This is a genomic window from Desulfosporosinus nitroreducens, assembly GCF_023897015.1.
Taxonomy (GTDB): Bacteria; Bacillota; Desulfitobacteriia; order Desulfitobacteriales; family Desulfitobacteriaceae; genus Desulfosporosinus; species Desulfosporosinus nitroreducens.
Genome location: NZ_JAMHFY010000003.1, coordinates 285,810 through 306,330, shown reverse-complemented (window position 1 = coordinate 306,330; position 20,521 = coordinate 285,810). Strand labels below are relative to the sequence as shown.

19 protein-coding genes and 1 pseudogene are annotated in these 20,521 nt (G+C 43.5%); 2 read left to right on the top strand and 18 right to left on the bottom strand.

Annotation, left to right across the window (positions count from 1 at the left end; all coding sequences use genetic code 11):
• Positions 1-607: 607 nt before the first annotated feature.
• The 17 genes and pseudogenes from M8E35_RS05415 to M8E35_RS26850 form a co-directional block, all read right to left on the bottom strand.
• The gene (locus M8E35_RS05415; protein WP_252467780.1) at positions 608-1,765 is read right to left on the bottom strand and encodes a thiolase family protein; all 1,158 of its coding nucleotides are present in this window, start codon (positions 1,763-1,765) and stop codon (positions 608-610) included.
• Positions 1,766-1,776: 11 nt separating this feature from the next.
• Complete coding sequence (locus tag M8E35_RS05410) at positions 1,777-4,164, bottom strand: 3-hydroxyacyl-CoA dehydrogenase/enoyl-CoA hydratase family protein (RefSeq protein WP_252467779.1); 2,388 nt, start codon at positions 4,162-4,164, stop codon at positions 1,777-1,779.
• A gap of 53 nt (positions 4,165-4,217) precedes the next feature.
• The gene (locus M8E35_RS05405; protein WP_252467778.1) at positions 4,218-5,519 is read right to left on the bottom strand and encodes a DUF362 domain-containing protein; all 1,302 of its coding nucleotides are present in this window, start codon (positions 5,517-5,519) and stop codon (positions 4,218-4,220) included.
• A gap of 41 nt (positions 5,520-5,560) precedes the next feature.
• Positions 5,561-6,427: a 3-hydroxyacyl-CoA dehydrogenase family protein gene (locus M8E35_RS05400; RefSeq protein WP_252467842.1), complete on the bottom strand. Its 867-nt coding sequence runs from the start codon at positions 6,425-6,427 to the stop codon at positions 5,561-5,563.
• An 89-nt stretch (positions 6,428-6,516) separates the two neighbouring features.
• The gene (locus M8E35_RS05395; RefSeq protein ID WP_252467777.1) at positions 6,517-8,331 is read right to left on the bottom strand and encodes an acyl-CoA dehydrogenase family protein; all 1,815 of its coding nucleotides are present in this window, start codon (positions 8,329-8,331) and stop codon (positions 6,517-6,519) included.
• 142 nt (positions 8,332-8,473) lie between these two features.
• Positions 8,474-9,952 (bottom strand): 4-hydroxyphenylacetate 3-hydroxylase family protein, encoded by a 1,479-nt coding sequence (locus tag M8E35_RS05390; protein WP_252467776.1) that lies wholly within the window; start codon positions 9,950-9,952, stop codon positions 8,474-8,476.
• An 87-nt stretch (positions 9,953-10,039) separates the two neighbouring features.
• A complete protein-coding gene (locus M8E35_RS05385; protein ID WP_252467775.1) occupies positions 10,040-10,819 on the bottom strand; it encodes an enoyl-CoA hydratase/isomerase family protein in 780 nt (259 codons plus the stop codon).
• A gap of 296 nt (positions 10,820-11,115) precedes the next feature.
• Complete coding sequence (locus M8E35_RS05380) at positions 11,116-12,513, bottom strand: sigma-54 interaction domain-containing protein (protein ID WP_252467774.1); 1,398 nt, start codon at positions 12,511-12,513, stop codon at positions 11,116-11,118.
• A 260-nt stretch (positions 12,514-12,773) separates the two neighbouring features.
• The gene (locus tag M8E35_RS05375) at positions 12,774-13,178 is read right to left on the bottom strand and encodes a MaoC family dehydratase (RefSeq protein WP_252467773.1); all 405 of its coding nucleotides are present in this window, start codon (positions 13,176-13,178) and stop codon (positions 12,774-12,776) included.
• On the bottom strand, positions 13,175-13,528 hold the full coding sequence (locus tag M8E35_RS05370; protein ID WP_252467772.1) for an FAS1-like dehydratase domain-containing protein: 354 nt from the start codon (positions 13,526-13,528) through the stop codon (positions 13,175-13,177). Before M8E35_RS05370 ends, M8E35_RS05375 begins: the two co-directional genes overlap by 4 nt.
• Before the next feature lie 92 nt (positions 13,529-13,620).
• Positions 13,621-13,818 (bottom strand): hypothetical protein, encoded by a 198-nt coding sequence (locus M8E35_RS05365; RefSeq protein ID WP_073029975.1) that lies wholly within the window; start codon positions 13,816-13,818, stop codon positions 13,621-13,623.
• 11 nt (positions 13,819-13,829) lie between these two features.
• Positions 13,830-14,423, bottom strand: a complete 594-nt coding sequence (locus M8E35_RS05360; RefSeq protein WP_252467771.1) for a hypothetical protein — start codon at positions 14,421-14,423, stop codon at positions 13,830-13,832.
• 47 nt (positions 14,424-14,470) lie between these two features.
• Positions 14,471-14,773 carry a 4Fe-4S dicluster domain-containing protein gene (locus M8E35_RS05355; protein ID WP_252467770.1) on the bottom strand — a complete coding sequence of 101 codons (303 nt, stop codon included), beginning with the start codon at positions 14,771-14,773 and terminating at the stop codon, positions 14,471-14,473.
• A 15-nt stretch (positions 14,774-14,788) separates the two neighbouring features.
• Entirely contained in the window at positions 14,789-15,622 is an 834-nt protein-coding gene (locus tag M8E35_RS05350; protein WP_252467769.1) for a 4Fe-4S binding protein, read from the bottom strand.
• Complete coding sequence (locus M8E35_RS05345; protein ID WP_252467768.1) at positions 15,606-16,292, bottom strand: PHP domain-containing protein; 687 nt, start codon at positions 16,290-16,292, stop codon at positions 15,606-15,608. Before M8E35_RS05345 ends, M8E35_RS05350 begins: the two co-directional genes overlap by 17 nt.
• A gap of 594 nt (positions 16,293-16,886) precedes the next feature.
• Positions 16,887-17,465, bottom strand: a pseudogene (locus M8E35_RS05340) (4-hydroxyphenylacetate 3-hydroxylase C-terminal domain-containing protein); the annotation flags it as partial.
• Positions 17,446-17,622, bottom strand: a complete 177-nt coding sequence (locus tag M8E35_RS26850; protein WP_373887423.1) for a 4-hydroxyphenylacetate 3-hydroxylase C-terminal domain-containing protein — start codon at positions 17,620-17,622, stop codon at positions 17,446-17,448. The pseudogene M8E35_RS05340 and the gene M8E35_RS26850, both read right to left, overlap by 20 nt.
• Positions 17,623-17,679: 57 nt before the next feature.
• Between M8E35_RS26850 and M8E35_RS05335 the strand changes: the two genes are divergently transcribed.
• Positions 17,680-18,537 carry a methyl-accepting chemotaxis protein gene (locus tag M8E35_RS05335; RefSeq protein WP_289710681.1) on the top strand — a complete coding sequence of 286 codons (858 nt, stop codon included), beginning with the start codon at positions 17,680-17,682 and terminating at the stop codon, positions 18,535-18,537.
• A gap of 146 nt (positions 18,538-18,683) precedes the next feature.
• On the opposite strand, the gene M8E35_RS05330 is transcribed toward M8E35_RS05335, so the two are convergent.
• A complete protein-coding gene (locus tag M8E35_RS05330) occupies positions 18,684-18,869 on the bottom strand; it encodes a hypothetical protein (protein ID WP_034600576.1) in 186 nt (61 codons plus the stop codon).
• 229 nt (positions 18,870-19,098) lie between these two features.
• Between M8E35_RS05330 and M8E35_RS05325 the strand changes: the two genes are divergently transcribed.
• A complete protein-coding gene (locus M8E35_RS05325) occupies positions 19,099-20,517 on the top strand; it encodes a Na+/H+ antiporter NhaC family protein (RefSeq protein ID WP_252467767.1) in 1,419 nt (472 codons plus the stop codon).
• Positions 20,518-20,521: the final 4 nt, after the last annotated feature.

The window sequence follows — 20,521 nt, the reverse complement described above, 5'->3', positions numbered from 1 at the left end:
TTCCTTCAGCATCTAACGAGCCAGTGAACGGGAACGTGGGTGAACGGGCAATTTCCCCTGTCTTTCACAAGACCTCAAAGACGAACCCAAGACCGTCCCCAACGTCGCTCGTTTCCTTCCACTCCCCTCGTTCCTACCCCCGTCGACCAGAAAGTAAGGGGACAATTGCATAGTGAACCCATTCGTGGGAGTTCACGTTAAAGCGAGCTCCGATGCTGAAGGGCAATTTCGCCCAGGTTCACATCCTGCGCTACCCGGGGGTTGGCGAAATTCCTTCAGCATCTAACGAGCCAGTGAACGGGAACGTGGGTGAACGGGCAATTTCCCCTGACTTTCACGACCCCAAAGACGAAGCCAAGACCGTCCCCAACGTCCCCCGTCCCCTCGTCCCACCCCCGTCGACCAGAAAGAAAGGGGCAATTGCATAGTGAACCCATTCGTGGGAGTTCACGATAAAGCGAGTTCCGATGCTGAAGGGCCAATTTCGCCCAGGTTCACATCCTGCGCCGCCCAGAGGTTGGCGAAATTCCTTCAGCATCAGCGAGCCAGTGAACGGGAACGTGGGTGAACGGGCAATTTCCCCTTTCTTTCACAAGACCCCAAATCCCTACACTATCTCGTAAACGCCAGCAGCCCCCATACCGCCCCCAATGCACATAGTCACCATACCATACTTCAACTTCCGCTTGCTCATCTCACTTAAAAGTGTAGCTGTAAGCTTAGCGCCCGTACACCCAAGTGGATGTCCAAAGGCAATCGCCCCACCATTAACGTTCACCTTTGCAGGGTCAATCTCCAGCGTCTTTAAGATCGCCAAGGACTGAGAGGCAAAAGCCTCATTTAACTCAAACAAATCGATTTGATCAAGAGTCAAACCTACCTGCTTAAGAACTTTAGGAATAGCCTTGATCGGTCCAATCCCCATAAGTTCCGGTTCCACCCCGGCCACAGCAAATCCGCGCCAAACTGCAAGAGGTTTCAACCCTAAAGCCTTGACCTTTTGCTCCGACATCATAAGAGTCATTGCTGCACCATCACTGGTCTGAGAGGAGTTTCCCGCCGTCACCGAGCCCCCAGTCATGAAAGCAGGCTTCAGCATGCTCAAAGATTCGGCCGTAGTCTCTGGACGAATCCCCTCATCTTTGCTAAACCATTTTTCACCCGGTTTTCCCCATGTCGGCAAGGGAATTGGAACTATCTCATCATCAAAGCGTCCACTGCTCTGAGCTGCCCAGGCTTTCTTATGGCTTAAGGCAGCAAATTCGTCTTGTTGTTCACGGGTAATTTCATATTTTTTAGCGACATTTTCAGCAGTTATGCCCATTGAAATATACGCCTCAGGTGCATTTACGATCATATAGGGATTCGGGGCTGGTTTAGTCCCGCCCATCGGAACCATAGACATGCTCTCGATTCCGCCGCCAATCATAACATCCGCTTCGCCCAAACGAATTCGATCGGCTGCCATAGAAATGGCCTGCAGTCCGGATGAACAAAAGCGATTGACTGTCACGCCGCAAACATCAATTGGGAGACCCGCACGCAAGGCCATGATCCTGGCCACGTTCATCCCCTGTTCTGCTTCAGGAAAAGAACAACCTATTACACTATCTTCAATATCTTTTGGTTCAAGAGCAGGTACATTTTTAAGGATGTCCTGGATAACATATACTCCTAAATCATCGGGTCTGACCTGTGCCAAGGACCCTTTTCCTGACTTTCCAACAGCCGTCCGTTTGGCCTGCACAATATAGGCTTGTTGCATCTTTTTCCCCCCTAATTCCGTAATGGCTTCCCTTTAGCAAGCATGTGGCGAATGCGATCCTGGGTCTTTGCTTCGCCAAGCAAGCTCATAAAGGCTTCTCGTTCAAGATCTAAGAGATATTGCTCATCAGCCAGCATCCCTGCAGGCCGATCTCCACCGGTCATAGCGTAGGCCAGCTTATTGCCCAAATACCGATCATAATCAGAGATATAATTTCCTTGGCGCATTCCATATAGGGCTAACTCCAAAGTTGCACGAACACCCGGACCTGCAAGTTTAACTTTAGTTGGCAGATTAGGCCTAAAATTACGAGCCAAATCAATGACTCGGGCCTTAGCATCCAGAATGACGTGTTCAGAATTCATGCTGTAATGATCATGATCCCGCAAGAAGCCAAGCTGACGGGCTTTTTCAGCGCTCGTCGAAACTTGGGCCATGGCAATCGCTTCAAACCGCTTCCCAAAAAAATAATCCGGTGAAACTTGTATACCCGGCAAAACTCCTTCCATCGCCCTTACTGCCATTTCTTTAGTTCCGCCGCCGCCAGGAATCAAGCCTACCCCCACTTCGACAAGTCCCATGTAAGTTTCTGAAGAGGCCTGAATAGCGTGGGTATGCAAGCAAATTTCCGCACCCCCGCCGAGTGTCATCCCGAAGGGAGCTGCGACGACAGGTTTCTTGGCATATTTCAGTGCCATTGTTTCATTTTGTAAGGCACGTATCATTAGGTCTATCTGATCCCAATTCTGTTCTTCAGCTTCCAAGAGAATGAGCATAAGATTTGCACCCACGCAGAAATTCTTACCTTGATTTCCGATAACCATTCCCAGATAGTTATCTTCAACTTCTTGCAATGATTTTTGGATCATAGTGACGATATCTTCACCAATAGAGTTGTTAGGTGAGTGAAATTCTAAGCAAGCCACACCGTCTCCAAGATCTATCAAGCTTGCTCCATCATTCCCAAATATAACCTTACCTGCTTTATGCGCCTGCTTAAATGAAAAGGAGTAAGGACTCAAGGCTTTTTCATGATATGTTCCGGTATCGTAATAAGCCGTCTGTCCATCTTCTGTCTTCTGATAGAAACTCGTATGTCCTTTAGAAAGCAGTTCCTCCACAAGTGGGGGAATCGTACCACCTTCGGCAAGGATACGGTCCGCAGTTGCCTTGACTCCCAAGGCATCCCACAACTCAAAGGGACCCAGTTCCCAGTTGTATCCCCAACGCATTGCTTGATCGATTGCTGTGATGTCATCCGCAATATCTTTAACGATCGTTGCAGCATATAGTAAGGATGCCTTCAAAACATTCCAAGCAAACTCTGAGCCAATATCATCACCGTTCACTAAGGTACGAAGTTTTTCCGGCAAACCTTTTGCCTGTTTTGCCTTTTCTAAAGAACCAAATTTCACAGGCTTCTGTGGGCCATATGTCATGGTTTGAATGTCTAGGACTTCAATGACTTTTCCTATAGGGCCTTTAGACTTTTTGTAAAAGCCCTGTTTGGTTTTATCACCCAACCAACCATTTTTCAGCATGGTTTGGATAAACTCCGGCAATATAAAATCATCTTTTTCTGCCGGTACGCCTTCGGCAACGTTATTGTTGGAATGAATAAAAGTATCCAATCCGACGAGGTCTATCGTTCGAAACGATGCACTCTTCGGACGACCCATAACAGGTCCGGTCAAAGCATCAACTTCTTCTACAGTCAGACCTGTTCGAAGCATTTCCTTAAGTATTACAGGAGAGCCGACTGCACCAATCCGATTGGCAATAAAATTAGGAGTATCTTTGGCCATGACAACTCCTTTACCCAATACTCGCTCTCCAAATTCGCTCAGGAATGTGATGACCTCTGGATCGGTATTAGGCCCAGAAATTATTTCCAAGAGTTTCATATAGCGAGGGGGGTTAAAAAAGTGCGTTCCCAGGAAATATCTGGCGAATTCTTCCGGGAGCCCCTCCACCATAGCTTTCAAAGAAATACCCGACGTATTTGAGCTGACGATTGTCCCCGGACGGACATTGGCAGCGATCTTTTTAAATAAGTCTACTTTGATATCGAGACGCTCTACTACAACCTCAATTACCCAGTCTACTTCACTTAAACGCCCCAAATCATCACTTAAGTTCCCTGCCTCAATTCGTTCCGCAAACTCCGGGACTAAGAATGGGGCAGGATTCATTTTAACCAATTTACTCTTATTAGCTTCAGCAATGCTATTTCGAACCTTACGGTCCTCTAGGGTCAATCCGGCTGCTTCCTCTTTTGCTGAGAGCTTGGAAGGGACAATATCCAACAACAGGCTCGGGATTCCGGCATTGGCAAAATGGGCTGCGATGGTACTCCCCATCACGCCTGACCCCAATACCGCTACTTTATGAATCTGCATTTATATCCTCCTCTCATTTCTTCGCTGATGCATCTTGGCGCAGCAATTAAAAGCTATTCAATCGACCAATCCTTTAACCTGAAACCCTCTTCTTCCTTGTAGCGACCAACTAAATAGTCAAGGAAGCCCAAATACTCCTTATAGTTACACTTAATTCCCTCTTCGGCTAACGCCGCTATGAACTTTTCCAGATCGGGCGGACATCCCCAGATTGGGATTGCCTTTTTAATATTGGGATTATTCTTATTCAAGTGACAAGCACATTTTCCAAAAAGGACGGTCTTGTCAAAACCCTCGGCCGCTAGTCTCTGCTTGCCACTGACGACCTCTACATTTGGAAAGGGCTCTCCCTTAAAGGCTGAAGAGAAAAGAATTAACATGGGATTGTACACAACCGAACAGCCCGTACATAGACTACTGTCATACTTTCGGATTGCAAGTCCCGTAATTCCCCGCTTTTCGAACCCTGCCGGACCAGTATCTGCTTCCGACCATTCCCAATCATAGTCAACAAATTCCTGAAGATCTGTAACCTTTTCCCCTTTGACCTCGTAATCTGCCAAATCCATGCTGTATCCATGACGCTTAGCATAATTAGTTAGATGTTCCACCTCCTTCCCTTGATAGCCTAAGATGGCTGACCCCACAAGGTCGCAGGCAAAAGAATCACGCGACGCTATCAGTACATCCTTACGAAATGCTCTTCCAGTAGGTCCCGGACCTTTCTCCAAGGTATAAAGGCCATCGATAATGGTCAACGCCACTGGTAACTTTTCAATAATACGGGGGAACATTTGGCTCAGCTCATTATCCCCCACACCATGACAAGCCTGTTTGGATTTTTTATTCAAGCACCCTTTGAGGTTCTTAATGCCTAAGGACACTTTAGCCTGATTATGAGTTTTTAAGACCGGAACATTGATAATTTTGTCTGCTTCCAACGCTTGTTTGGCAAGATCAATTTGAAAGCCATCTCCATAATCTGTTGAGCTAAACTCTCCTTGGTTAAAATCCACAAGCTTAACTCCGTAGCGCTCCTGTAATTTCTTATATCCTAAAGTTTCATAAACGACATTTATATCAGGTATCAGGGATTGTAGAGCACCTTCGCCAATTGTCAAATCACTAAAGCCGTGTTCCGCTAAGATGCGTACCAAGGCATCCATCACTAAACTGGTGGTAATGACACCATAAGGCGGAAATGGTAATTTGTATTCCCAACATACGACGTTTGGTTTAATTAGGATTTTGTCATTTGTCGCAAGTCCTGCAAATCCATCACATAGGCTTAAGCACTTCTGAAGAGACTCATAAACATCCGTTACTCTAACTAGAGATACCGCTTCCTGAAGCATAGAAACTACCCTCCCTTTTTTGGCAATTGGATTATTAGTCATTATTCATAGGAATAAAAACCTTTCTTCGTTTTCCTACCCCATTCTCCCTTGGCAAATTTCTCCACAATTAATGGGGAAGGCTTATCTTTGGGGTCGCCAGTTTCTTGATAATGTTCCATAGTGACATAATAGGCCAGATCTATACCTGTAAGATCTATTAAACGGAAGGGCCCGATCGGATGCCCTAAAGCATTGGTTACTGCCAAGTCAATCTCTTCAGGAGTGGCTATCCCCATCTCTGCAAGAAACTGGGCTTCATGATGAAGAGCGACGAGGATGCGATTAACTAAGAAGCCGTAAATCTCCTTCTTAAGCCAAACACCGTTTTTGCCCATTTTTTCGCATAACTCCATGGTTATTTGGGCAGTTTCTGTGGACGTATGCGGTCCTTGAACGACCTCAACTAGTTTCATGATTAGAGCAGGATTAAAAAAATGCATATTGCAAACTTTATCAGGTCGATTCGTAGCATCGGCAATTTTTGAACTGACAATAAAGGAACTATTTGTGGCTAAAATCGCGTGAGGAGGAGCTATTTTATCCAGGTTGGCAAAGAGATCGCGTTTTACGTTCATCTTTTCGACAGCAGCCTCGATCACAAAATCTGCATCTCCAATGGCCTCTTCAAGGGATTGAGTAAATGAAATATTCGCCATAGCGAGATCAACCTGTTGTTGAGTTAATTTTCCTTTAGCAACTCTCTCCGGGAAATATGTGCGGGCAAATTCCTCAGCCTTGCCCAGCATTTCCGGATTAATATCTGTACAACTGACCTTATAGCCGGCCAAAGCCGCGCTCAAGGCAATTTGATGCCCCATGATGCCTGCTCCAACGACCCCAATCTTCTTTACGTCCTCGATTTTCATTTTTATATCCATTCCTTTCGCTCGCTCAAGGCACAAAACGTAATGAAATAACTTCATGCCAAGCATAAGAGAACCGACTTAACGAAACCTTAGAAAGCTCCTTCTGGAATATCAATGGCCGAAGTATCCCCTTCCTTAATAACCTTCACTGTTGCCATTACATCAGGCACAATATTTAGTAGATAAAATTTGGCAGTCTGGATTTTCCCGTTATAGAAATCTTTGTCATCATCCCCTTGTTTCAGTTTTTCCAGGGCAACTATAGCTTGTTGAATTAGTAAATAACCCCCATAAAGTTCAGCTGTAATACGCAAAATCCTTGTACTGTATAAAGGAACGAGTCGGATATTTTCTTTAAAGTAACCTAAAACCGTACCCAGAAGTTCCTGATAGGCTAATAATGCTTTACCGAGAACCTTAAACTCCCGGGCAAAAGTGTCGTGATTCTGGTTCGCCTGGACAAATGTTGCAATCTCCATTAGCCATTCTTTAAAGATATTCCCTTTATCCAGATTCCATTTACGACCGACTAAGTCCATTGATTGTATGAAATTGGTCCCCTCCCAGATAGAGTAAATCTTGACGTCCCTAGCTTGACGCGCCACTGGGTATTCCTCGGTAAACCCATATCCACCAAAAACTTGAATGGCTTCAGTAATCATTAACCACCCTTGGTCAGAGCAATACGCTTTTACTAGAGGAGTGATAACTTCAATGGAACGTTTGGCTTTATTGACATCGGCAGGATCATCCCCAAATACGATTAGATCCTGATAATAGTAGCCCTTAAAGATCATAGCTCTCATTGCCTCTAGGGTCGCTTTTTGGGTAAGAAGCATACGCCTTATATCCTCATGCTGAATAATGGGAACCCTGTCCCCTTTGGGATTGTGAATAGGTCGACCCTGAATACGTTCTCTAGCATAGTGAACTGCATTATTATAGGCTACTGTCGCCACTGCAAGGGCACTGTGCCCTGTATCCAAGCGTGAACCGTTGATCATCATAAACATTTGGGCCATACCCTGTCCAAACCCTTTTTCATCCGGGGCGCTTCCTAACAGGATACCGCGGCATTGCCCTTCATCTCCGAAACTAAGCACTGCTGTAGACGAACCCTTGAGACCCATTTTATGTTCAATCCCAACCGTAGCAACATCATTGGATTCTCCCAAACTGCCGTCTTCATTAACCCAGATCTTTGGCACAATGAATAAAGACAAACCTTTGGTGCCGGGGGCGGCGCCAGCCACTCGAGCCAGTACCAGATGAATGATGTTATCTGTAAGATCGTGATCCCCTCCGGTGATAAAACACTTAGTGCCTTTCAACTTATAAATTAAGGGGTTGTCTGTAGCATAAGCCTTGGTTGTCATATCCCCAACATCAGAACCGCCGCCTGGTTCAGTTAGGCACATTGTTCCTTCCCAAACTCCCTCGAACATTTTCGGAGTAAAAAGAGCAATCTGTTCCGGAGACCCGAAGGCTTTGATTACGGATGCTATACCCCCGCACAACCCAACATAGGGAGACAAAGATGGGTTTGCACCAATAATAAACTCACGTACAGCTTGATTAAGGATCTCCGGAAGGGCGCCTTCTCCATCTACATCACTGTTGCTGGCTCCCCACCCATTTTCTTGAATGAATTTGAATGCTTTATGAAATGAGGGCGGAACTGTAACCTTTCCCTCTTTGAAGATCGCTCCGATTGTGTCACCGTCATCATTCGTGGGAGCGACAACGTCTCTGCATACTTTTAAGGACTGATCAAGAATTCCATCAACATCCTCTATGCTTAAATAGTCCTGAAAGCGTTTTAAACTAAGAATTTTTCTTCCGTCCAGCCACTCTTTTATAATAAACTTGTGGTCACGATTGCTAAATATATATTTACTTCCCATGGATAATCATCCTCTCTCCTAAGACTTTAAAAGTTATAGTGACTTAAATACTACAGACCTGGTCATATCAAGGTAATAATCGAGTCAATTTCTTATCTTCTTTTAAGTCATCAAAACTATCCTTGAGTACCAATATTCTTCACTATTTTTTCTTAGACCTAGGTGACATCCCGGCAATAGCGCGGACAATGTCTTTTTTAGACTCTAAGTCGTACTGGGAAGTTATCGCAATCTGCTCCATAATCGGTGATCCCCCGCCATGGTAGGCACCGTATTGTGTTGGTCCCGAAAAACTGGAGAGACCAAAATCAGCAAAGTTCAACCAGAACTTGATTTGATCCTCGATGGGAATCTTCGGGTTTCGGTTAAGATACTTTTCCAGCAAATGTTTAGTTTCTGGATTTGCAAGGTCCTTTTCATAAGGAAACGTTGCAGGCATACCCCCTGCTATGTTGCAGAGAATCTCTTGCTCATGGAAGACGGCTTCCCCAGTTAGACACCTTCCAACGTTGGCATAGATTGAGTTTGGGATATAGCTGCCCGGGCCATACTTCATGACTCCTACTCCTGGGATATAAACCTCTGGCTTGCCAAAATCAGATGCCGTATAACCTGCTGCATATCCCAGTTCACCTGTCATGATCAGCTTGGACAGCATCTCACGCACATGCGGGGTGCTCTCAATTCCATTTATTTCAGCCGCCAAACCGCTCAGACCAATGACATAATCAAGCATTGCTGGCTTGCATCCAGAATATGAATGGCGGTGGAACAAAGCAAACAATAGGGCGGCGATCCCCCCATGCTGGGTTTCTCCGCATAGGAATACGCGTTCCCAGGGAATGAAACAGTCTTCGAATATTATATAAGAATCCGTATAGCCATATTCAATTCCCCTTTGATAATGCTCGCGCTTGCGAGTATTGTGAATATGGACAACCTGCTTAATGCCTTCATAATCCGAAGGGACAGCAAAGGCCAAAGCATAAGCCTCTTCCCCTTTTTTAAGGGCCCGGTTAGGCACTACCAATATTTCATCGGATATCGAAGCTTCAGAAATATGGACCTTGGAACCACGGACTATAATGCCGTCACTTCGCTCTTCTACAACGTGGACATACATGTCAGGATCATCTTGTTCGGCTGGCCGCTTCAGACGTTCACCCTTGACATCGGTCTGAGCGCAACTTGCTACAAGATCTTCTCTTTGAAACCGCTCCAGCCACTTAAGCCAGTTGTCATGATAGGCAGTTTTAGCCTTAGGGGACTTCTGAGCTTCAAAAGAAACGGCATTGATAGCGTTGGCGGCATCTATACCCATACACCGTTGAATGCACTGACCAACCTTATTGCACATAAATCGAGTCATGTCTTGCTTTTTATGTAAATCTTCTACACTCTGGTGAATGTGGTTAAAGCGATTAATGATTTCTCCTGTAATGTGGGACGTCGCTGTACAAAGATCCTTGCTGGCGGGATCCCAGGCCGCGTCAAAGGTCAAGCCCATGACATTGATGGTCCCTTCTTGACGCTCATCCAACCTATCCATTTTCTGTCCATTGCAATAGAGGTTGTTGTTCATTTTGCCTAATCTCTCAATATACTGAGCTCTTGTTCTCATAGTCAAACCCCTTTCAGTTCATAGTTTAATCATCCAATCCGTCGATGCTTACCCTCGTTTGTCAGATATTCTTACATGATCTTAACCCTAACGCCCCTGAAATCTTGCAGGTCTTTTTTCCAAAAAGGCTTTCATGCCTTCTTTTTGATCCTCAGTCGAAAAAAGAAGACTGAAACATTTATGCTCGTACTGCAAACCTGCCTCCAAGTCCATTTTAAGCCCTTCATTCACGCATGATTTAGCCAGACGTAAAGCCACAGCACCTCGTTCAGCAAAGCGTGTTGCCATTTTCTTAGCCTCAGTGGATAACTGATCTGCAGGCACTACTTTATTAACAAGACCTATGCTCAAGGCCTCATCTGCCTTAATAAAATCCCCGCCAAATATTAGTTCTTTCGCCTTGCCAGCACCGATTAGACGAGGTAAACGCTGTGTTCCTCCTCCCCCTGGCAAAATACCCAGCTTTATTTCGGGTAAGCCAAACAGAGCATTGTCGGCAGCGATTCGTACATCCGCAACCAATGAAAGTTCACACCCGCCACCTAAAGCATAACCAGCGACCGCCGCGATGACTGGCTTAGGCATATTTTCGATTAAGTGAAATGCTCGATGCGAGGGATTATCGCTTGTTGTCACATCCACAGCGGATGCAGAAGCCATCTGACCGATATCCGCTCCTGCGGCAAATACCTTATCCCCACCTGTGATGATCATGACACGCACAGACGGATCAGCAGCTATAGTTGAAGCAGCTTCAGCCAACTCGTAAAAGACCTGATTGTTTAGAGCATTGAGTACCATGGGGCGATTAAGAGTAAGTACTGCGATTCCCTCTTCAATTTCCACAATTATCGTTTCATAAGCCATTTGAACAACCCCCTAATTTTGTTCGTTAAACCATATCGATTTTAAATTTTCTGAATATTTATTTACCACTCATCTTTGCAAAAAGCATGCCTGATTAGAAGTAGCGGTGATGACAAAGAGGGCATAACAGCTAGAAGGTAGCGATAATTTCTAAAAAAAAACTCCCAACAGGCAGATCCGCCCGTTGGAAATTACTTAATCCGTATGGAATTAGATACAAAGCTCGATTCCTTAACTATAATATAGTGCGTAAAACGCACATGCGCCTAAACCCCTTTTACCGTTAGCTGGGCGAATTACTTTATACCATACCGACGTAACTTATCGTAAAATACTCGCCTAGAAAAGCCTAATGCCTCCATTGCCTTCGTACGATTATTCTTATGAGTGACTAAAGCCGATAAAATAAGTTCCCTTTCCACGGATGCGATAATCTCTTTTACAGAAGAAGAGTCCTTCGTGTTATCATATTGATCGAAAGTAGACGGTATTAATTGAGCAGGCAAATGATACATTTCGATAATCATACCGTTACACACGATACTTGCGTGTTCTAATACATTTTGCAATTCCCTAATGTTACCGGGCCAGTCGTAATCCTGAAAAAAACCTACGACCTGGGGAGACAATATCAGCTCATGACCAACTTCTCGAGCAAACTGACCAAGGAAGGTTTTAGCCAGAGCTAAAATGTCATCTTTACGCTCACGCAGTGGAGTTAAATTAAGAGGAACGATATTTAAGCGGTAATATAAGTCACGTCGGAAAGTACCTTGTTTGATCATACTTTCTAAATCTCGGTTTGTGGCCGCGATCACCCGAATATTGACTTTTATTGGTTTGGTTCCCCCTACTCGTTCAAACTCTTTTTCTTGTAACACTCGCAGTAGTTTTGCTTGCATGGTATAGCTCATATCCCCAATTTCGTCCAAGAAAATTGTGCCGCTGTGAGCCAACTCAAATTTCCCTAGCTTCCCTCCCTTTTTTGCACCCGTAAAAGCACCGTCTTCATATCCAAAGAGTTCGCTCTCTATTAAGTCCTCGGGTATAGCTGCACAATTCACCTTAATCAGGGGCATATCTTTACGACGGCTGCTGTTATGTACTGCTCTTGCCAACACTTCTTTGCCTACACCGCTTTCACCGCGGATTAATACTGTACTATCCGTGCGCGCCACCTTGGCAGCCAACACCAATGTCTCTTTCACGTTCCTGTTTTGTCCTACATATTCCTTGAAGGAAAGAGGCAGTTGTTCCCACTGTTCTAACTGCTCTTTTAAATAGTCCGCCAGTCCCTTGGTTTGTTGCAGCTCACGGTTTAATTCAACGACTTCAGTTATGTTTTTAAATGTAGAAACACAGCCAATAATACTGTCGCCATTATATAAAGGAAAGGAGCTCCCTACCACATCGATCCCTAAAGAATCCAAATAATCTGCACCGCTGGTTGGCTTACCCGTTCGCAATATTTCAATCGCCGCCGCTTTTGGCTCAATCTTGTCTAATCTTCGCCCTAATACTTTAGCCACAGGCACTCCAAGAATTTTAGCATAAGCCTCGTTTGCATAAACAATAGTCGTATCGGAATCAATAACAAGCACTACGTCATGAATATTATCCAATATATGAAACAATAGTTCTCTGTCCCATTGTGGAAAATCGCTGGTTGTGACAGCATGGACTCCGACACTCATGCTTTTCCCCCATTCTCTTTGCTTTTTATCACCATTATATAGAAGCTGGTTAATTGAAGTAAAGGATAAATCTTTAAATAGTTCAAATATTCTTGATATAATTTAATGCCTTTAGAAACACAAAAAGACCCGTCCAGGCCTTTTTGTGTTTCTAGAGGCATTCGTGCAAACCGTTGTATACTAAAACGCACAACAATTTTCAGTTTAAACAGGTCCGCCCTGCATATATGACAGATCAAAAAGGACTCGTTAACAGTGATTTAGCTTTTGAGCATGACGTATGCCAAGCCGGATAAAACTCTCTCCTTCTTGTCGTTAGAGGCTTCTAAAATACAAACTAAGGTGTTTTTCGATCGCGCTTTAATAGAACCAGAGCACGTAATCTTATCATTTGGTCGGACTAATTGCTCAAACCGCACATTGAATTTACTAAGCGTCCCTTCTTCACCGATCCAATCTGTTAACATTGCACCCATTTGGGCCATTGTTAACATGCCGTGCACTATCGCCCCCTCCAGACCGGCTTGGCGGGCATAATCATCATCTAAATGAATTGGATTAAAATCCCCAGTCGCCTCCGCGTATTGACGTACTTGCAAGTCACTAGGAACCCATTCTCGGATAGGAAGCGGTTCTGAAACCTGATAATCTAATAGGCTTTTCATTCGCCTTCCTCCTTAGAAGGTGCAATTAAGACAGAACTACTGGCAAATACCAATTCTCCTGCCAAATCATAACCAGTAGTTTCGAGCACTAAAAACATCTTCTTCCCTAGCTTGCCACTGCGTTCATAAACATCTTTGACGCACTTCTTATAATTAAGACTATCCCCCACACAGAGCGGACGATAGTATGTTATATTCTGTTCTCCGTGAATCATGCCAGGTGCCGGCAATTCTACTCCGGGAATGTTTGCCTGAACTAATGTTCCCACAAAAGTTGCTGGCACTTGGTCATTGAACCGAATCCCAATAGCTTCTGCGAACCTGCGCACATCTTCAAGTTTAATTTTCAATGGGAGCAACCTACTCTCAAGGCCAATTAATTCTTTGCCAATTATTATATTCTCCGCCCTCCTTCCTTTTTGCCATAGGTAATTGCCACTTTTTAAAGACCCATTTTCTTCTTAAGTTCGCCCAGTTTGATCTGTATTATTTCTAAATCTGGATCAAGAGCATTTGCCACCATATATTCATTTAAAGCTTCATAAAGATGGCCAGCACGTTCCTTGCAAATACCCTCACCTAAATGACGCATAGCTAAGCTCTCATGATCGAGGTCATCCTCGTTATGTCCAATGTGCACGATTAACCTCCTTACACCTTTTGAAAGGTAAGTTCACATAGCCCGCTGCCGTCTTCCTCATTTTTATAAGTCATTTGCACGGGAGTTCCAGCTTGTTCTGCTGCCACTTGACAAGCTGCCAAGCAGAAGGTCTGGCAGTTGTTTATCCCTTTTTCAGCGAACTTCTTGCCTAGGCTGCAGTTAAAACTGCGCACTTTCAAGACCCTTGTCGTTGCTTCTGTGACAGTCCAGGCATCTCGTGGACGCAAAGCTAAAATGGCAAGTTCAACATATCGTTCAAAGACATGGGGAAAACGAATCCCAGTTTGCTGAGCTACACGTTCAATCATATCTGCCGTCCTATCTCTGTAGGCGTCAGAATCAGCGTTTCTTATTACAAGGTTCATAAAAGTTTTCCCTTGTTTTACCAGAAATTCCTCGCTGGTTACTTCGTCTGAGCTAAACAGACTTTCAATTGGGAATTCCTTGTTCACAGCATAAATTAGCTCCTTAGGCAGATCATAGACATAATCCTGACCGGGGTTTATCTTTAGCCTGCGCCCAGGTGCTGCCTCTGCACTGGGGTTGCCTTTGACTTTTTGCAAAACCTTAAAATCCAAAGCCATACTTAACTCCCCTTTGTTTATAAAATGTTCAATTATTCCCGAATAAGTTAAGAATTACGTTGTTTTAATTGAGCTGCCCTTTCCTCCTTATATTTCTGGGCTAACTGATCACGGGGGACAAAATTCAGTTGTATAGCATCAATAGGACAAACCTTGACACAATCACCACATCCGGAACACTTGTCGAAATAGCGTCCAACGATTCGATATTCACTGGGATCACTCTCTCGTCCTTTCCAGACTTTCGTCGGACCGCACACGAAAACTACCGATGGACATACACTCAAACACTTGCGACAGTTTAAGGGATCTTTGCATAAGTCGTAGTCAATGCCAATTTGAGCAATCATTAGATCTTCCTCCTTTTACCAGTTTTCGGCTAATCCGGGCAAACTTTGCCTGTCAATTAATTCGATAGCGCCACTTGGGCAGGCCGTTACACAGAGTCCGCACCCAAAACATTGATCTAAGTCTATATAAGCTTTGTTCGTGTAAACCTCAAGATTTAGAGCTTTAAACTGACAACGGCCCAAGCAACTTTTACACCCTGTGCATTTCTCTCGATCTACTTTAGCCACTGTATGGCCCTTGAGCAGAAATTTAAAGTCATAATCGATCCTGTTACGCACCGCTACACACCCAGGATACTCGCATTGGCAGAGTCCCCCAATGTAGGGTGTGCCAAATACGTCAACCGTCTGAACTCTTCCTTCCTTGTGGTTCATCATTGCCCATTCTTTTGCTTCCTCCGGGGTAACGAATTCTACCCCGCCATGATAAGTCTCAGGCCAACGTTCCCACTTATACATTCCAGGTCCGATGCCCATACACGTGAAGTTTTCCTCATCAGGCATACCCCTTTGCACTCGACGACATCCGCACGTCATTTTAGCCAAAGGATATGCAATATCCAGAATCTGAAGATATTCATCAAGGGTGACTACCTGTCCAAAATGTGTTTGATAGGCATGTTCCAAGGCTTCGCGTTTAATTTCGTCCTCCCATTCTTGATCCCCGCTGATTCTAGCCTTAACTAACTCTGCCACCACGCCGGCACCCATCCCAGCTGCCTGTGGGTCTGCATCAGCACCAGCCGCTTCTTTGCCCTCTTTGCGAACTTTATATAAACGTCTTGCATAGTTTTCCGGGTTGAGATACCATTTTTCTCCGTTACTATATTTATCACATACCCAACACATTCCGTGATACCTCCTTCTTTTTTGCCTGAATACATCCATTTAGCAATTGATCTACCAGGTGTGCCTCATTCTCAACTGGGGCATCAAATACGGTTACACAAGAGCCAACACTGAGTATACTGTGGGCGTCGCTCCCCCCGGTTCCTTTTTTACCTAAAATTTTTGTGGCCTTACGCACCGCATTTATTTCCTCCTGACAGCTTCGGCCATTATAGACCTCCAAGGTGTCTACAAAGTCAAAGATTGATCTCCTGCACATCACCTCCACTTCAATCGGTTCCAAACCACGTTCTTCCCTAGAGAATGGGGATAAGGCAAAATCAGTTCGAAAAGGATGCGCAGCGACCATCACCCCCTTCGATTCCCGTACGAATTGTGCTAATTTTGGCAAGTCATCTCTAAGGTGTAACAAGGATTGATGAACACCATATACCAATATTTCTCCAACAGATGTGCTTAATTCAATTCCACCATAGACTTGAAGACCGCTTTCCTTGTGCAGTTTGGCCAACTCCCTTGGATCCCAACAATAATCATGATCGGTGATGCAGACACCATCTAAACCTTTCTGACACGCTGCGTGAATTAAGTCCCAAATGTTCATACGGCTGCAGGCCGAGCCCTGACTGGAATGCGTATGCAAATCAAACTCCATACTAGATTTCTTCATATTCCTCCCCGCTTAATTTCGATCCTTTGCTATTACTATTACTATTGCTATTACTCTAAGCAATTTCCATGCCAATGAATTACTATAAGACTATCTTCAGCGGATACACACATCACTTTAAATATATTTAAGAAAAATACCATTACTCTGGCGAGTCCGCAACAGCTCTCGGGAATAGCCAAATATAATTCAGATTTCAAGAAACTTGTCCTTCATAATCCTTTAATCATAAAAATAGTTTTCAATATGTTTTAATATCGCACACCAGGTTTCGGTCGATGTTGACTTTTATGTACTCTCGAGACTAAGCAATGTTGAAAATGGTTGGGATGCCTTGGGAGATCTCTCGAATGTTATAAGAAATAGCCACGATTGAAATCGCGGCTATTTCTGCCATCCTAACAATATCTCCTGAGAAAGACCATAGATGGACATTGTTGATGAATACGAAACAACAATCTCTCCCCATTTAAGCTCCTTTCAACAGTAACCGTATGTTCGATATTTAATACTACTTAATATTTAAGTCCCCACAGGATAGCATCAGCCAAAAGCACGGTTCTTAATAGGAATACCGTTCCGAAGATAGTGGATTTACTGCCAATCCACGTCTTTATTTTCCTGAACACCCGCAAGCTTCTCCGCTAAGTTTTTCCGGTGCGCGAGATTGATCAATCGACTGATCATAATGCGTTGGGCTTGGGGAGAACCTGCTCCATGCATAGATTCTGTCAGGTAACCTACAGCTGCTGTCCCCATCGTCAGGTTTTCTATCAACCGGAGCATCCGCTGACGACTTTCTGCTGAGATGTCCGACTTGCCGATAAAATACTTTTTAATTAATGGCCCTACCTCCACGTGAGCGAAGTCTTTTTCTGATGGCATTGTAACGAATGCTCCTCCTGCAACATCTTGCGCTAAGCGAGCTATTTCATAGGGAAAACGAGTGACATTTTGTTTGCAGATATTAGCTAACAAAATATCAACGAGATAATTGCCAGATGCCGTTTTACGGCCCTCTGTGGAACAGGCAATTCCGCAAGAATATAAGGTCTCGTTAAGGTGGCACATCTCCACAATCTTGTCCTTTACATGGGAAGCCCGAGAAACGCCATTGTACTCCGCCATGGCCTGAGTAGCCCCGATTAGTGCATCACCAACCCCAACCTTGCACGATGTATTTTGCCATAAAATCAGAGATAACCGGATTAAAGAATTCCTTCTCTGAGGGGAGAGTAGCCGGTAATCCCCCTGCTATTTCTGCGAGAATCTCGTGTTCGCGGTAGACATTAATCCCTGCATGGTAACGACCTACATTTGTATAGACGATATCTGGGATTTGAGTTCCTGAAGGAGCTTTTGTGGATTTAACGGAAGAGGCGTATATATGGAAAACACTGCAACATTGAATAACTTAAATGAAGAAAACCTTTTTGAAATTATTGGAAAAATCGCATCGTTATTTCATCAAGTGATACCGATAGAGAATACTGTGATAATAACTGATAGAGAAAAATTCAGGCATTATTTTATGGGTTCAGAAGCTGTTGTAAAGCAATCTAACTTAATAGGGAGCCCCATCCCCGAAAAAGGACATATCCCTGTAGTCTTAAAGACTGGTGTCCATAAAATAGGCATTATGCCAAAGGAACTCTATGGCGTAGCATTTAAATCCTCAACCTTACCTATAAAAAATAATTCCGATACAATTATCGGAACCCTGACTCTTGCGTTAAGTTTAAAAGGTCAAACTGCTCTACAAGAGATAACTGAGAATATTTCATCTTCGGCTGAACAACTGTCAGCTACAACAGAAGATTTAGCATCCTCCGCATTATTATTATCCGATAATGTATCTGAGGTATTAGAACAAACTCAGGATATTCTGCAACTGATAGAGCAAACTAATAACATATTAGATTTTGTAAATAGTGTTGCCACTAATTCGAGGCTCCTAGGCCTAAATGCGGCTATTGAGGCTGCACGAGCTGGCGAATTTGGGCGTGGTTTTGCCGTTGTAGCCGATGAAATACGTAAAATGGCCGAAAATAGTGCAAAATCAGTTACTGATACTAAGAAACTCATTTCAACGATTGATAATAAAGTTAATCATCTTATGCGAAAAGTTGAAGAATTAATGAATGTCGCACATACTCAAGCAGCAGCTAACCAAGAAATGACAGCTACCATTGAAAGTTTCACCGCCACTACTCAGACCATGCGAGCGGTATCAGAAATTATTTAAATAATTTCAACAAGGTTATGAGTTGCTATTGCATAAGCAGCATAATTGGAACAAATAAGGTTGAACTTATACTTGAATTAAAATATAGACACCCTTCAAGGGCGTCTATATTTTAATTCAGGATGTTTTTCTCAAAAATTACTCACTTACTTAGACTTAGTTAATCGAGGCAAATCCCAGAATTCCTTTTTTAACGGGACCTCATAGGTAATTTTAGTATATTGTTCTTTGTCATAAGTTTGCCCCCTTAAGAGGTCAACCAGAAAACGTTCACCACTGCGTTTGTCTTCAATGACGACCATACGACTCGGGTTGCTTTGCTGTCTTTCCAAAATAAAATCCCCTTATCAAATTAAAGTTTACTCACAAACAATAAATCATATCTGTTACAATTCGATAAATATTTAGAGATTCCTTCTTTGATTGTGTCAAGGAATCGATGATTGCGATTGCGACCTTAATATATGATTGCCAATTTGGGGATAATATATTAGTAAAATTTTAATACAATTAGTCTTGAGATAGATTTATAAATACTCGGAAACGGAAAGTAGGTCATACATGGAAAATTCATGGGTTTCACTCTTGCCTTTTATCGTTGTCATTCCAATAGCGGTCTTAACTAAACAGGTTCTGCCAGGATTGTTTGCGGGTTTGATCCTCGGAAGTTATCTTATACAACCGGATCTCTTTGGAGGCATTATGACACTTATCTCCTATCTGATCAACAATCTGGTAAAACCCAATAATATACGTATAATTATTTTCCTCTATGTGTTTGCTGGCCTCATTAATTTAACCAGGATGACTGGAGGAATTAAAGGTTTCGTTGACTTAGTAAGTCGAAAAGTAAAAACAAAACGCTCGGCTATGCTTCTTATATGGCTTTCAACAATTGGGACCTTTAATAATCCCAATTTTCGAATTGTAACTGTCGCACCTATCATGAAACTGCTGAAAAGGAGATTACCGATTTCCACTCAGAAGATCGGCTTCATGATTGAAGTCACCTCAAATCCGGTTGTTGCGCTTGTACCTGTAGCGACTGCCTTTGTCGGATATATGGTATCTTTGATAGGGACAGCGTTGCAACAGGTCGGCATTAATGAATCCCCTTATAGTATCTTCATAAAGAGTATACTTTTTAACTTTTTTTCACTTATTATTATTGGAATAGGAATTTACTATAGCTTTTTTAGAGAAATGAGCAATCATATGCAAGGAGATATGGTTGAAGATTCTGATGCCCAGCGAGAGGAAGAAGAGTTGCAAAAATGTATACAAGCTTATGAAAAAGATACTCCCAGCAAGCCTCTAAATCTATTATTGCCTTTGGGTATAATCTTAGTTATGACTTTGTATTTAAGTTGGCGAAATGGTCAGGCTCAGGCAATAAGTTTCTTTGATGCCTTTGTTAAGGCAGACGCACTTGGAGTTATGCTTGAGGCACTCTTCGTTACATTATTTTTATCTTTGCTTCTTTTCCTTTTGCAACGTTTCAGCGTTGCAAAAATCGTTACTCATTTCATTGATGGAGGCAATGAGTTGGTCTCTGTTATCCTTATGCTTGCCTTAGTTTGGGCCTTATCCGCCGTCTCTGAAGATTTAGGGTTTTCCACCTATATTGCTTCAAATTTGATTGGTTGGATCCCCGAAACCTTTATAGCACCTGTAGTTTTTATCTTAGGGAGCTTTATAGCTTATTTTATTGGTTCATCATGGGGAACCTGGGGCCTGTTAATGCCCCTCGCAGTAACTCTCGCCCACCAAACCGGATCAAATATTATCCTCGTCATTGGCGCCGTTTTTGCGAGTGGAACGTTTGGAGCTTTCGCCTCCCCTTTGAGTGATAATTCCATAACGCTCTGCGCAATACTTGATCTGCCAGTAATGGAATATGCGCACTCAAAGTTAAAACCATCGTTAATTGCGGCAGGCATAACCACGATTTTATTTGGAATTGCATCACTGTTTATTTGACTTA

Bases quoted from the DNA above. Each gene is read 5' to 3' on its own strand.
- M8E35_RS05415 (WP_252467780.1), bottom strand. From the start codon at position 1,765: ATGCAACAAGCCTATATTGTGCAGGCCAAACGGACGGCTGTTGGAAAG.
- M8E35_RS05410 (WP_252467779.1), bottom strand. From the start codon at position 4,164: ATGCAGATTCATAAAGTAGCGGTATTGGGGTCAGGCGTGATGGGGAGT.
- M8E35_RS05405 (WP_252467778.1), bottom strand. From the start codon at position 5,519: ATGCTTCAGGAAGCGGTATCTCTAGTTAGAGTAACGGATGTTTATGAG.
- M8E35_RS05400 (WP_252467842.1), bottom strand. From the start codon at position 6,427: ATGAAAATCGAGGACGTAAAGAAGATTGGGGTCGTTGGAGCAGGCATC.
- M8E35_RS05395 (WP_252467777.1), bottom strand. From the start codon at position 8,331: ATGGGAAGTAAATATATATTTAGCAATCGTGACCACAAGTTTATTATA.
- M8E35_RS05390 (WP_252467776.1), bottom strand. From the start codon at position 9,952: ATGAGAACAAGAGCTCAGTATATTGAGAGATTAGGCAAAATGAACAAC.
- M8E35_RS05385 (WP_252467775.1), bottom strand. From the start codon at position 10,819: ATGGCTTATGAAACGATAATTGTGGAAATTGAAGAGGGAATCGCAGTA.
- M8E35_RS05380 (WP_252467774.1), bottom strand. From the start codon at position 12,513: ATGAGTGTCGGAGTCCATGCTGTCACAACCAGCGATTTTCCACAATGG.
- M8E35_RS05375 (WP_252467773.1), bottom strand. From the start codon at position 13,178: ATGAAAAGCCTATTAGATTATCAGGTTTCAGAACCGCTTCCTATCCGA.
- M8E35_RS05360 (WP_252467771.1), bottom strand. From the start codon at position 14,423: ATGGCTTTGGATTTTAAGGTTTTGCAAAAAGTCAAAGGCAACCCCAGT.
- M8E35_RS05355 (WP_252467770.1), bottom strand. From the start codon at position 14,773: ATGATTGCTCAAATTGGCATTGACTACGACTTATGCAAAGATCCCTTA.
- M8E35_RS05350 (WP_252467769.1), bottom strand. From the start codon at position 15,622: ATGTGTTGGGTATGTGATAAATATAGTAACGGAGAAAAATGGTATCTC.
- M8E35_RS05345 (WP_252467768.1), bottom strand. From the start codon at position 16,292: ATGAAGAAATCTAGTATGGAGTTTGATTTGCATACGCATTCCAGTCAG.
- M8E35_RS05335 (WP_289710681.1), top strand. From the start codon at position 17,680: ATGGAAAACACTGCAACATTGAATAACTTAAATGAAGAAAACCTTTTT.
- M8E35_RS05325 (WP_252467767.1), top strand. From the start codon at position 19,099: ATGGAAAATTCATGGGTTTCACTCTTGCCTTTTATCGTTGTCATTCCA.